The organism is Janthinobacterium kochi (genome assembly GCF_051380715.1).
In the GTDB taxonomy this organism is placed as follows: domain Bacteria; phylum Pseudomonadota; class Gammaproteobacteria; order Burkholderiales; family Burkholderiaceae_D; genus Janthinobacterium.
The window spans coordinates 345,057-357,391 of record NZ_JBNYXO010000003.1 but is presented as its reverse complement, the minus strand read 5'-3'; the positions used below and the strand labels follow the sequence as shown (position 1 = coordinate 357,391).

The following is a 12,335-nucleotide window of genomic DNA, read 5'->3' as shown; positions in this document are numbered from 1 at the left end:
AGTGCCGAAAACCGTTCAGGGCAAGGCGCGGCGCCGAAGACAGTACTTAACGTACGGCGAGGCGCTGCAACGCAGCCATGGACGGTTTCTCGGTGCTCCGCTTCCCTTATACGTGAACCAGGGTGCCTTCGTCTTCGCCCATGATGACACGCATCAGCGCGCCTGGTTTCGTGATCGAAAACACCTTGATCGGCAGTTTCTGGTCGCGGCACAGGGCGAATGCGGTGGCATCCATCACTTGCAGGTGCTTGGCGATGGCGTCGTCGAAGGTAATCGTGTGGAACAGGGTAGCGTTCGGATCCTTCTTCGGATCGGCCGTGTAGACGCCGTCGACCTTGGTGGCCTTCAGGACGATCTCGGCACTGATCTCGGAACCGCGCAGGGCGGCTGCCGTATCGGTGGTGAAGAACGGATTGCCGGTGCCGGCGGCGAAGACAACCACTTTGCCTTCTTCCAGGTATTGCAGGGCTTTCGGACGGACGTACGGCTCGACAACTTGCTCGATGCCGATGGCCGACATGACGCGCGCGACGATGCCGACGTGGCGCATGGCATCGGCCAGGGCCAGTGCATTCATCACGGTGGCAAGCATGCCCATGTAATCGGCGGTGGCACGGTCCATGCCTTGCGCGCCAGGCGCGACGCCGCGGAAGATATTGCCGCCGCCAATCACGATTGCCAGTTCCACACCCAACTTCGCCACCTCGGCCACATCGGCCACCATGCGCTCGATCGTGGCGCGGTTGATGCCATAGGGATCATCGCCCATCAGGGCTTCGCCGGACAACTTGAGGAGGACGCGCTTGTAGGCTGGTTTTGACATGAGCTGGGGCTCCATAAATGAGGTTATTCGAGTATGACATGGCGCAGCGCCTTGCAGCGCCGGATAGGCGCGCGGGGCTGCCCATGCCGCCGCCCGGCACGACAGGTGCGGGCGGGCCAAAAAAACGGGCCTCTCGGCCCGCTTTACTTACGCTCCCTGGGAGGCAGCCATCTGTGCTGCGACTTCTGCTGCGAAGTCGTCTTGCTTCTTCTCGATGCCCTCGCCTACCACGTACATGGCAAAACCTTTGACGCTGGTATTAGCCGCCTTCAGCATTTGCTCAACCGACAGCTTGTCGTTTTTCACGAAAGCCTGGTTCAGCAGCGATACTTCTTTCAGGAACTTCTGTACGGAACCTTCCAGGCGCTTGGCCAGAATTTCCGGCGATTGCGCTGGCTTGCCTTCGGCGGCCGCTTTGACTGCGTCTTCTTCGGCTTTCAGTTGTGCAACCGAACGCTCTTTTTCGATCAGTTCCGCAGGAACTTCGTTCGAAGACAGCGACACTGGCTTCATGGCAGCGATGTGCATGGCCACGTCTTTGCCTACTTGCTCATCGGCACCGTCGAATTCGACGATCACGCCAATGCGCGCACCGTGCAGGTACGACGCCAGCTTGTTGCTGGTTTCGAAACGCTGGAAGCGGCGGATGGTCATGTTTTCGCCGATTTTACCGATCAGGGCAGCGCGCACTTCGTCCAGGGTCTTGCCATCGAGTGGCAGGGCCAGCAGGGCAGCTACGTCAGCCGGGTTGTGTTCTGCTACCAGACGAGCAGCGTTGTTGGCCAGTGCCAGGAAATCATCGTTTTTCGCAACGAAGTCGGTTTCCGAGTTCACTTCGACCAGGGCGCCGACGCCATTGGCGATGTAGGTTGCCACAACGCCTTCAGCGGTGATGCGTGCCGATGCTTTCGATGCCTTGCCGCCCAGTTTGACGCGCAGGATCTCTTCCGCACGCGCCATGTCGCCGTCGGCTTCGGTCAGTGCTTTTTTGCATTCCATCATTGGTGCGTCGGTTTTGCCGCGCAATTCGCCTACCATCGCTGCTGTAATCGCTGCCATGTGTTTCTCCTGATTCGGTGAGTCGATAGTCGCGGCCGGGCATGCATGCCTCGCCAGCGGTCACTATCGTTTTTTTGTTAAAAAAAAGGGGGAGCTGCTGCCACCCCTTTTCCCTTACTGCTGTGCTTACAAACGGCTATCTCGCGATAGCCTGGCCATTAAGCCTGTTCGTTTACTTCGACGAATTCGTCGCCAGCGGCTGCTTTAACCATTTCAACAACTTCGTTACCGGCAGCTGCACGGCCTTCGATGATTGCATCAGCAACACCGCGAGCGTACAACATGATGGCTTTCGAGGAGTCATCGTTACCTGGGATCACGAAGTCCACGCCTTCTGGGGAGTGGTTGGTATCGACAACGCCGATGACCGGAATACCCAGTTTAGCTGCTTCGGTGATCGCACCTTTGTGGTAACCGACGTCCACGACGAAGATTGCGTCAGGAATGCCGCCCATGTCCTTGATGCCGCCGATCGATTTTTGCAGCTTGATCATTTCGCGGGAGAACATCAGCGCTTCTTTTTTCGACAGCTTCTCGATCGAACCGTCTTCAACCATGACTTCCATGTCTTTCAGACGCTTGATCGAGGTTTTGATCGTTTTGAAGTTGGTCAGCATGCCGCCCAACCAACGTTGATCAACGAAAGGCACACCAGCGCGTTGTGCTTCAGCAGCGATGATTTCGCGAGCTTGACGCTTGGTGCCAACCATCAGGATGGTGCCACGGTTTGCAGCCAGTTGACGCACGTGCTTCATTGCGTCCTGGTACATCGCCATGGTTTTTTCCAGGTTGATGATGTGGATCTTGTTGCGATGGCCGAAGATGAACGGTGCCATTTTTGGATTCCAAAAACGGGTTTGGTGACCAAAGTGGACACCGGCTTCCAGCATTTCGCGCATTGTTACGGACATTATTAACTCCAGGGTTGGGTCTGGAATCCGATCAGTCACCATACAGGCACCCTTGTCGACCGGATTCGCGTGTTTATATAAATTAAAGACACTGTTTTACTGCATTGCTCAAAAGAGAATTCAAGCAACCCAGGATTCTACACCGAAATGACCGCCGCATCAAGTCCGCACTGCAAATCGCGCGCCCTGCGGAAACGCCCAATGCACCACTCTGGTGCAAGGCGTGGCGGCGCCGCCGCTTCATCCCCATTTCCCCACAAATCCCTGCCCGGCCATAGGAAGGAGGCGGCGGATTCAGGGCGCCTCGTTTATAATTTCGACATATTTGCAGACTTTTCCCCGTACCGCAGGACTCGTCTGTGCTTTTCACCCGTGCTTTTTTCAGCCGACTATCTTGCAGATTGCGAATTACACCATGCCTACCATCCGTATCAATAGCGCCGCCGACATCGAAGGCATGCGCGTTGCCGGCAAGCTCGGCGCCGAAGTACTCGACTACATCACTCCCTTCGTCAAGGTCGGCGTCACGACCGGCGAACTGGATCGCCTGTGTCACGAATACATGGTCAATGTGCAGGGCACCATTCCTGCCCCGCTGAACTATTGCCCACCAGGCTACACGCCTTATCCAAAGGCCATCTGCACTTCCGTCAACGACGTCATCTGTCATGGCATTCCCGGCGACAAGGTGCTCAAGAGCGGCGATACCGTCAACCTCGACATCACCGTCATCAAGGATGGCTACCACGGCGACAACAGCCGCATGTTCCTGGTTGGCACGCCCACCATCCTGGCCAAGCGCCTGTCGGAAATCACCTATGAATGCATGTGGCTGGGAATCGACCAGATCAAGCCGGGCGCCCACCTGGGCGATATCGGCCATGCCATCCAGCAGCACGCGGAAAAAGCCGGCTACAGCGTGGTGCGCGAATTCTGCGGCCACGGCATCGGCAAGGTGTTCCATGAAGAGCCGCAGGTGTTGCATTACGGCAAACCAGGCACCCTGGAACGCCTGGAAGCGGGCATGATTTTCACGGTCGAGCCGATGATCAACGCCGGCCGCCGCGAAATCCGCGAAATGAACGATGGCTGGACCATCAAGACCAAGGATCGCAGCCACTCGGCGCAATGGGAACACACGGTGCTGGTGACGGAAACCGGTTATGAAGTGCTGACCGTCTCTCCCGGCATGCCGCCACCGCCGGACTTCATCACGAACAAAGCCTGATCCCGCCATCCAGCCAGCCAAACGCACCGCCACCCCAGGGCCCAGATGAAAAAGCAAGTTCGGGAACAGCTGAAACAGCAACTGAAAGCCGACCGCCAGGTCGTCATTGCGGCCTTCCACGCCGACGGCAAGCCTGAAAAACTCTTGCGCAGCCTTCGCCACAGCGTCGATGGGGTGCTGGCGCGCGCCTGGCAGGAAGCGGGACTGCCGCCCGGCACGGCTCTGGTGGGCGTGGGTGGCTACGGCCGCGGCGAACTGTTTCCGTATTCCGACGTCGACCTGCTGATCCTGCTGCAGCAGGCGCCGGACGCGGCGACGCAGGGAAAACTCGAGGAACTGGTGCAGCTGCTGTGGGACCTGGGCCTGGAAATCGGCCACAGTATCCGCACGGTCGAGGAATGCATGGTCGAATCGAAAGCCGACATCACCGTGCAAACCAGCCTGCTCGAAGCGCGCCTCGTGTGCGGCAACGCGGACTTGTTCGCGCAATTGCAGCAGCGCTACGAGGCGGCAATGGACCCGCAGGCGTTTTTCCAGGCGAAAACGGCGGAAATGCGCCAGCGCCATGCCAAATACGAAGACACGGCCTTCAGCCTGGAACCGAATTGCAAGGAAAGCCCGGGCGGCCTGCGCGACCTGCAGGTCATCCTGTGGGTGGCCAAGGCGGCCGGCCTGGCCAATTCCTGGCGCACCCTCGCCACAGGCGGCCTGATCACCCTGACGGAAGCGCGCCAGTTGATGGAAAAGGAGCGCGCCTTCAAGGATATCCGCGTGCGCCTGCACCTGCATGCGGGCCGGCGCGAAGACCGCCTGGTGTTCGACGTACAAACGGCGATCGCTGAATCGCTGGGCTTGCAAGCCACGGGTAGCGGGCCGCACATGCGCCGCGCCAGCGAATTCCTCATGCAGCGCTACTACTGGGCCGCCAAGACGGTGACCCAGCTCAACACGATTCTGCTGCAAAACATCGAAGCACGGCTGTTTCCGCAAGACGATGTGGCCGTGCCCATCAACGAACGCTTCAATGAAGTCAACAGCCTGATCGACATCAGCGCCGACGACACGTTCGAGCAATATCCGTCAGCCGTGCTGGAAATCTTTGTCTTGATGACGGAGCGCCCGGCCCTGAAAGGCATGACGTCGCGCGCCACGCGGGCCCTGTGGCACGCGCGCTTCAAGATCGATGCCGCCTTCCGCCAGGACCCCGTCAACCGCGCCCTCTTCCTGCGCATCATGCGGGCGCCCGTGGGTATCATCCACGCGCTGCGGCGCATGAACGAGATGAGCATCCTGGGGCGCTACCTGCCGAACTTCCGCCGCATCGTGGGCCAGATGCAGCATGACCTGTTCCACGTGTACACGGTCGACCAGCATATTTTGATGGTGGTGCGCAACATGCGCCGCTTCACGATGAGCGAACACGCGCACGAATACCCGTTCTGCAGCCAGCTGATGGCCGATTTCTCGCAGTCGTGGCTGCTATACGTGGCGGCCCTGTTCCACGACATCGCCAAGGGCCGCGGCGGCGACCATTCGAAGCTGGGCGTGGCCGACGCCACCCAGTTCTGCCAGGACCACGGCCTGTCGGACGAGGATACGGAACTCATCGCTTTCCTGGTGGAAAATCACCTGACCATGTCGCAAGTGGCGCAAAAGCAGGACCTGTCCGACCCCGACGTCATCGCCGCCTTTGCGAAAGTGGTCAAGGACGAGCGCCACCTGACGGGTTTGTACCTGCTGACGGTGGCCGACATCCGCGGCACCAGCCCGAAAGTGTGGAATGCCTGGAAGGGCAAGCTGCTGGAAGACCTGTACAAGATCACCCTGCGCGTGCTGGGTGGCGAGCCGCACACGGCCGACCGCGAGCTGAAAAACCGCCAGCAGGAAGCGCTGGCCACCCTGCGCCTGTACGGTTTGCCGCCAGACGCGCACCTGAAACTGTGGCAGCAGCTGGACGTGGCGTATTTCCTGCGCCACGACGCTTCCGACATCGCCTGGCAGACGCGCTCGCTGTATGACAAGCTCGACAGCAAGTTGCCGGTGGTAAAATGCCGTCTGGCGCCCATCGGCGAAGGCTTGCAGGTGGCCGTGTACATTCCCGACCAGCCCGACCTGTTCGCGCGCATCTGCAGCTATTTCGACCGCAAGAATTTCAGCATTCTCGACGCGAAGATCCACACGACCAGGAATGGTTATGCGCTCGACACTTTTCTTGTCACCGAGCAGAACTTTGCCAAGAGCTACCGCGACATCATCAGCCTGATCGAGCATGAACTGGGCGAACTGCTGCAGTCGCAAACGCCGCTGCCGCCGCCGGGCAAGGGACGGCTGTCGCGCCTGTCGCGCACCTTTCCCTTCCAGCCGACCGTGGATTTGCGGCCCGATGAAAAGGGCCAGTACTACTTGCTGTCGGTGGCCGCCAACGACCGCACGGGCCTGCTGTATGCGATCGCCAACGTGCTGACCAAGTACCGCATTAACTTGCACACGGCCAAGATCATGACCCTGGGCGAGCGGGTCGAAGACGTCTTCCTCGTCGACGGTCCCGCGCTCAATAATGCCCGCAACCAGATATTGCTGGAAACCGATTTACTCGATGCGCTGAAAGTGTAACGACCTCCGCGCAGCGCCTACCCTTACTGAAACTGAAACAACATGACCGAAGAATTATTACGCTTGTCCAAACGCATGTCCGAACTGGGCCTGTGCTCGCGCCGCGAAGCCGATGAGTGGATCGCGCGCGGCTGGGTCCGCGTCGACGGCAAGGTGGTATCCGAGCTGGGCAGCAAGGTTTACCCGAGCCAGAGAGTCACCGTGGAACGCCAGGCAGCGGCCGAACAGTCGAAACGGGTTACCGTGCTGATCAACAAGCCAATGGGCTATGTCAGCGGCCAGGCCGAAGATGGCTACACGCCTGCCGTGGCCTTGATCAAGGCCGAGAACCGCTGGGCGGAAGACCGCAGCCCAGAACAGTTCCACCCGACCCAACTGCGCAGCCTGGTGGCGGCCGGCCGCCTGGACATCGATTCCGTCGGCTTGCTGGTCTTGACGCAGGATGGGCGCGTGGCCAAGCAGCTGATCGGCCACGATACCGATATCGACAAGGAATACCTGGTGCGCGTGAGCTACACCAAGGGCGACACCCTGCCCGACAGCGAGCTGAAAAAGCTTAACCACGGCCTGTGGCTCGACGGCAAACCGCTGCTGCCGGCCAAGGTGCGCTGGCAAAATGAAGACCAGCTGAGCTTTACCCTGCGCGAAGGCAAAAAACGCCAGATCCGTCGCATGTGCGAAGCCGTCGGCCTGAAGGTGCTGGGACTGAAACGCGTGCGCATTGGCAAGGTCAAGCTGGGCGACTTGCCGACGGGCCAATGGCGCTATCTGAGCGCGGACGAACAATTTTAAGCAGCGACAGCAGGATGGCATGCCGCGCGGCATGCCATCCTGCATAAGCAACAGGAATACAGTGATATAAAATCAATTATTGTGATTTACTTAGTAAATATTGCCTTAAACCTATACACTATTCCCCATCAGAACAAAAGAGATACGCTGTCGTGAACGATCCCATTCCCAATCCCCTGCGCAAAGGCGCGCCCAGCCTGGCCGACGTAGCCGAGCCGATGGAGCCAGGCACCAAGCCGCACCATATGAGCGATCCGTGGGATATCGGCGAAACCCTGTGCAGCCTGGCTGATAACGGCGATGCCATTTCCATCTACCCGACGGGTGGCGAAGACGTCATCATGGCGCGCATCTTGTCCGTCGACGACGACTTGCCGCAATTCGTGCTGGAACTCAATGAAGGTGCCACCCTGCCCGAAGGCGGCGCCACGTTTGTGTCGTGGGTGCAGAGCGCCAAGCTGCAATTTACCCTCAATGGCGAATGGGAGGCCTATCCCGAGCGGCCAAACGTCTACCTGACGAACTTCCCCAGCCATTGCCTGGTACTGGAACGGCGCGAATCGACGCGCCTGGAAACGCCGCTGGGTGTGTACTACCTGGCCGCCTTCGTGCTCGAGGGTCGTCCGTATGAACTGCAGCTGTATGATTTCTCGGCCGGCGGCATCGGCATGCGCGCCCACCCGCGCGATACGGTCGGCCTGTACGTGGGGCGCAAGCTGTCGCGCGTGCGCCTGGAACTGGGACCGGACAAGGTCATGATCGCCGACCTGGAAATCCGCCTGTCGCGCACCTTCCGCTCTTTCCTGCTGGGCGAGCAAGTGCAGATCGGCTGCCGCTTCCTGAACCTGACGGATGCCATGCAGGATGAATTAAAAGCCTTGCTCGATAACCTGGGCAGCAGCCGGAAGGTGCGCTAGGTTTGCTTCACGTATAAAAAGTGGCCGCCCAGCTCATGCTGCGCGGCCATTTTTTGTTTAACAGCCAAAGTCACGAGGCGCCTGAAAAACGTTCAGGGTAAGGCGCATTGCCGAAGACAGTACGAATAGTACGGCGAGGCAATGCAACGCCGCCATGGATGTTTTCTCAGGCGCGGATCAATCGTCGTCGTTCGGATCCAGGTCGGGAAACATGACTTCCGTGTAGCCAAACTGCGTAAAATCAACGATACGCATCGGATACAAAATGCCGTGCAAATGGTCCACTTCATGCTGCACCACGCGCGCATGGAAGCCGTCGCAGTCGCGGCTGATGGGCTGGCCGAACTGATCCACGCCTTCATAGTGCAACTCGCTCCAGCGCGGCACGCTGCCGCGCAGGCCCGGCACGGACAGGCAGCCCTCGAAGCCCTCTTCCTTGCGTTCCGACAGCGGCGTCAGCACCGGGTTGATCAACACGGTTTCCGGCACTTGCGGCGCATCGGGATAGCGCAGGTTCTGCTTGAAGCCGTAGATCACCAACTGCAGGTTGACGCCGATCTGCGGCGCCGCCAGGCCTGCGCCATTGGCGGCATACATGGTGTCGAACATGTCGGTGATCAAGGCATGCAATTCGGGCGTATCGAATTCACGCACGGGCTCTGCCATGCGCAGCAAGCGCGGATCGCCCATTTTCAGAATTTCACGTACCGTCATTTTGCTTCCAGTGTCAATTGCAGTTCTTGCAGGTAAGCGCGGAAGGCAGCGCCCGTTTCCGGATGTTTCATGCCCATCGCCGTCATTGCCTTCAGATAACCAAGCTTGGAGCCGCAATCATAACGCTGCCCCTGGTAGCGGTAAGCCAGCACGCGCTCTTCGCGCATCAGAGCGGCGATGCCGTCCGTCAACTGGATTTCGCCGCCGGCGCCCGTGCCGATATTTTCCAGGTGGTTAAAGATACGGCTGGTCAACACATAACGGCCCACCACGGCCAGGGTCGACGGTGCCTCTTCGGGCGCGGGCTTTTCCACGATGGCCGAGACCAATTCCAGGTCGGGCTGATAATTCTTTGCCGACACGATACCGTACTGCCTGGTTTCCGCGCGCGGCACATCCTGCACCGCCAGCAGCGAGCAATTTTCATACTGGAAGACATCGGTCATCTGCGCCAGCACGGGGCGCACGCCCTCTTCCACATCCATGAAATCGTCGGCCAGCAAGACGGCAAACGGTTCGTCGCCGATCACGGGACGGGCGCACAGCACGGCATGCCCCAGACCCAGCGGCGCCGACTGGCGGATGTAAATGCAATTGATGTGCTTGGGAATGACGTTTTGCACCATGTCGAGCAACTGGCGCTTGCCGGCCGCTTCCAGTTCCGACTCCAGCTCATAAGCCGTATCGAAATGATCTTCAATGGCGCGTTTGTTGCGTCCCGTGATGAAGATCATTTCCGTGATGCCCGCCGCCACCGCTTCTTCCACTGCGTACTGGATCAATGGCTTGTCGACGATGGGTAGCATTTCCTTCGGTTGCGCCTTGGTCGCAGGCAAGAAACGGCTGCCCAGGCCGGCGACGGGAAAGACTGCTTTTCTGATTTTTTTCATGGGTCTTCTATAATATTTTAATGATTAGTCTTGCGCGAGCAAGGCCAGCAAACCAGCCTCGTCAAGGATGGCCACGCCCAGTTCCTGCGCCTTGGCCAGCTTGCTGCCTGCGTCCGAACCGGCCACGACGTAGCCCGTCTTCTTCGACACGGAACCGCTGACCTTGCCACCGGCTGCCTCGATCAGCTCCGCGGCCTCGTCGCGGCTCATATTGGGCAAGGTGCCCGTCAAGACGAAAGTCTTGCCGTCCAACTTGCCGCCAGCGGCTGACATTTCAGGCAATTGTGACAGTAATTCATTGCGCAGGGCGTCCAGTTGAGCCAGCAGCTTGACATTGCCCTCATCGGCCAGCCATTGCGCCAGCGCTTCGGCCACGGCGGCGGGCAAACCCGCGTGGAAGCTGGCGCCTTGCGCCGCCAGGCTGGCCAGGGTCACGCCCCGTTCCACCAGCTGCTTGCTGCGCGGTTCCGTCAGCTTGGGGATGCCGATGGCCGCCAGCAGCGTGGTTTGCTCCAGCTGCGTGCGCAGCTTGGCGCTGGGTGCGTGTTCGCCCTGCGGCGTGACGCCAGCGTCCAGCAATGCCTGCAGCGCCTGCTGGTTCTTTTCTTCGGCAAAGAAATCGGCAATCGACACGGCCACGGTACCGCCGATGTCGGGCAGCACGCGCAGCAAAGCCGCCGGCGCGCGGCGCACATAGTCCAGGCTACCCAGCCATTCGGCCAAGGTCTTGGCCGTCGATTCACCCACGTGGCGGATGCCCAGCGCAAACAGGAAACGCTCGAGCGGCGGGCGCTTGCTCGCTTCTATGCCAGCCAGCAAGTTTTCCGCCCATTTGGTTGGAATCTTGCCTTGTTGCACTGTTTCCGGCGTGGAACCATCGCGCTCGTCGGCGCGCACTTTCATTTCCAGCAATTTATCGAGGGTCAAGCTGTACAGGTCAGCCAGGCCATGCACGTATTCGAGTTCGACCAGAGTGTCGATATAACGTTCCCCAAGGCCTTCGATATCCATCATGCGGCGGCCTGCAAAATGGCGGAACGCTTCCTTGCGCTGCGCCGAGCAGAACAGGCCACCCGAGCAGCGGGCGATCGCCTCGCCCTCTTCGCGCACCACGTGCGAGTCGCAGACCGGGCAGCGCTCCAGCATCTTGAACGGCAGCGGCGCCGGTTCCGGCCGTTTTTCCAGCACCACGGACAGCACTTCGGGAATCACGTCGCCGGCGCGGCGCACGACGACGGTATCGCCCACGCGCACATCCTTGCGCAGCACTTCGTCTTCATTGTGCAAGGTGGCATTGGTCACTGTCACGCCGCCGACGGACACGGGCGCCAGGCGCGCCACGGGCGTCATGGCGCCCGTGCGGCCTACCTGGATGTCGATGCCCAGCACCACCGTCAGCGCCTCTTCGGCGGGGAACTTGTGCGCGAGAGCAAAACGGGGGGCGCGCGACACGAAGCCCAGCTCCTGCTGGTCTTGCGTCGCGTTCACCTTGTAGACCACGCCGTCGATTTCATAGGGCAAAGCGGGGCGGCGCGCGCCGATATCGGCGTAGTATGCCAACAAGCCCCGGGCGCCCTGCACCACCTGGCGTTCCTTCGACACGGGTATGCCCAGCGTTTCATACCAGTCCAGCAAGGCCGAATGCGAGGCCGGCATGGCGGCGCCATCGAGGGCGCCGATGCCGTAGGCATAGAAACGCAGCTTGCGCTGCGCCGTGATGCGCGAATCGAGCTGGCGCAGGCTGCCGGCCGCCGCATTGCGCGGGTTGGCGAATTCCTTGTGCCCTGCTTCGCGCTGGCGTTCGTTCAGGCGGGCAAAATCGGCCTTGAACATCATCACTTCGCCGCGGACATCGAGCACGGCGGGAATCTTGTCGCCATGCAGGCGCAAAGGGATGCCGGAAATGGTGCGGATATTCGCCGTCACGTCTTCCCCCGTAGCGCCGTCGCCGCGCGTGGCCGCCTGCACGAACAGGCCATTTTCATAGCGCAGGTTGATGGCCAGGCCGTCGAATTTCACTTCGGCCGCATACGCGACTTCCTGCGTATCAAGGTCCAGGCCTTCACGCACGCGGCGGTCGAAATTGACGATATCATCGTCGGAGAAACCATTGTTCAGCGACAACATCGGCACCGTGTGCGTGACTTGCTCGAATTGCGGCAAGGGCGCCGCGCCCACGCGCAAGGTGGGCGAGTCGGGCATGCGCAGTGCAGGATGGGCAGCTTCCAGCGCCTGCAGTTCGACAAACAGCTTGTCGTACTCGGCGTCGGGAATGGTGGGATTGTCGAGCACGTGGTAAGCGTGCAAATGCCGATTGAGTTCGGCAGTGAGTGCCAGGACGCGTGCAGTCGCGTCCTGGTTGATCGGATCAGTCATTGTTGCGGGATT

At 60.1% G+C, this 12,335-nt stretch carries 10 protein-coding genes; 4 read left to right on the top strand and 6 right to left on the bottom strand.

The annotated features are described in order from the left end of the window. Nucleotides 1-106 precede the first annotated feature (106 nt). The 3 genes from pyrH to rpsB all read right to left on the bottom strand — a co-directional run bounded on the left by pyrH (nt 107) and on the right by rpsB (nt 2,793). Nucleotides 107-823, bottom strand: a complete 717-nt coding sequence (pyrH, locus tag ACQ4WL_RS09275) for a UMP kinase (RefSeq protein ID WP_071077758.1) — start codon at nt 821-823, stop codon at nt 107-109. Between the two features lie 147 nt (nt 824-970). Next, nucleotides 971-1,882: a translation elongation factor Ts gene (gene tsf, locus ACQ4WL_RS09270; RefSeq protein WP_071077759.1), complete on the bottom strand. Its 912-nt coding sequence runs from the start codon at nt 1,880-1,882 to the stop codon at nt 971-973. A gap of 158 nt (nt 1,883-2,040) precedes the next feature. Then, entirely contained in the window at nt 2,041-2,793 is a 753-nt protein-coding gene (gene rpsB, locus ACQ4WL_RS09265; protein WP_436509444.1) for a 30S ribosomal protein S2, read from the bottom strand. 415 nt (nt 2,794-3,208) lie between these two features. On the opposite strand from rpsB, the gene map reads away from it, so the two are divergent. From map to ACQ4WL_RS09245, 4 genes are all read left to right on the top strand, one after another. After that, nucleotides 3,209-4,021 carry a type I methionyl aminopeptidase gene (gene map, locus ACQ4WL_RS09260; protein ID WP_436509443.1) on the top strand — a complete coding sequence of 271 codons (813 nt, stop codon included), beginning with the start codon at nt 3,209-3,211 and terminating at the stop codon, nt 4,019-4,021. A 45-nt stretch (nt 4,022-4,066) separates the two neighbouring features. Beyond that, nucleotides 4,067-6,634 (top strand): [protein-PII] uridylyltransferase, encoded by a 2,568-nt coding sequence (locus tag ACQ4WL_RS09255; protein ID WP_436509442.1) that lies wholly within the window; start codon nt 4,067-4,069, stop codon nt 6,632-6,634. Nucleotides 6,635-6,676: 42 nt separating this feature from the next. After that, nucleotides 6,677-7,426 carry a pseudouridine synthase gene (locus tag ACQ4WL_RS09250; RefSeq protein ID WP_436509441.1) on the top strand — a complete coding sequence of 250 codons (750 nt, stop codon included), beginning with the start codon at nt 6,677-6,679 and terminating at the stop codon, nt 7,424-7,426. Nucleotides 7,427-7,578: 152 nt separating this feature from the next. Further along, nucleotides 7,579-8,343 (top strand): flagellar brake protein, encoded by a 765-nt coding sequence (locus ACQ4WL_RS09245; protein WP_436509440.1) that lies wholly within the window; start codon nt 7,579-7,581, stop codon nt 8,341-8,343. A gap of 177 nt (nt 8,344-8,520) precedes the next feature. Here ACQ4WL_RS09245 and def read toward each other — a convergent pair whose 3' ends face one another. The 3 genes from def to ligA are packed head-to-tail and all read right to left on the bottom strand — an operon-like array spanning nt 8,521 to nt 12,323. Beyond that, nucleotides 8,521-9,057 carry a peptide deformylase gene (gene def, locus ACQ4WL_RS09240; RefSeq protein WP_436509439.1) on the bottom strand — a complete coding sequence of 179 codons (537 nt, stop codon included), beginning with the start codon at nt 9,055-9,057 and terminating at the stop codon, nt 8,521-8,523. Then, nucleotides 9,054-9,947: a UTP--glucose-1-phosphate uridylyltransferase GalU gene (gene galU / locus ACQ4WL_RS09235; RefSeq protein ID WP_436509438.1), complete on the bottom strand. Its 894-nt coding sequence runs from the start codon at nt 9,945-9,947 to the stop codon at nt 9,054-9,056. Before galU ends, def begins: the two co-directional genes overlap by 4 nt. 24 nt (nt 9,948-9,971) lie before the next feature. Further along, nucleotides 9,972-12,323 carry an NAD-dependent DNA ligase LigA gene (gene ligA / locus ACQ4WL_RS09230; protein ID WP_436509437.1) on the bottom strand — a complete coding sequence of 784 codons (2,352 nt, stop codon included), beginning with the start codon at nt 12,321-12,323 and terminating at the stop codon, nt 9,972-9,974. Between the last annotated feature and the right edge of the window lie 12 nt (nt 12,324-12,335).

What these genes read in the sequence shown, in the direction of transcription:
- pyrH (WP_071077758.1), bottom strand. Translation starts at nt 823, where the DNA reads ATGTCAAAACCAGCCTACAAGCGCGTCCTCCTCAAGTTGTCCGGCGAA.
- tsf (WP_071077759.1), bottom strand. Translation starts at nt 1,882, where the DNA reads ATGGCAGCGATTACAGCAGCGATGGTAGGCGAATTGCGCGGCAAAACC.
- rpsB (WP_436509444.1), bottom strand. Translation starts at nt 2,793, where the DNA reads ATGTCCGTAACAATGCGCGAAATGCTGGAAGCCGGTGTCCACTTTGGT.
- map (WP_436509443.1), top strand. Translation starts at nt 3,209, where the DNA reads ATGCCTACCATCCGTATCAATAGCGCCGCCGACATCGAAGGCATGCGC.
- ACQ4WL_RS09255 (WP_436509442.1), top strand. Translation starts at nt 4,067, where the DNA reads ATGAAAAAGCAAGTTCGGGAACAGCTGAAACAGCAACTGAAAGCCGAC.
- ACQ4WL_RS09250 (WP_436509441.1), top strand. Translation starts at nt 6,677, where the DNA reads ATGACCGAAGAATTATTACGCTTGTCCAAACGCATGTCCGAACTGGGC.
- def (WP_436509439.1), bottom strand. Translation starts at nt 9,057, where the DNA reads ATGACGGTACGTGAAATTCTGAAAATGGGCGATCCGCGCTTGCTGCGC.
- galU (WP_436509438.1), bottom strand. Translation starts at nt 9,947, where the DNA reads ATGAAAAAAATCAGAAAAGCAGTCTTTCCCGTCGCCGGCCTGGGCAGC.
- ligA (WP_436509437.1), bottom strand. Translation starts at nt 12,323, where the DNA reads ATGACTGATCCGATCAACCAGGACGCGACTGCACGCGTCCTGGCACTC.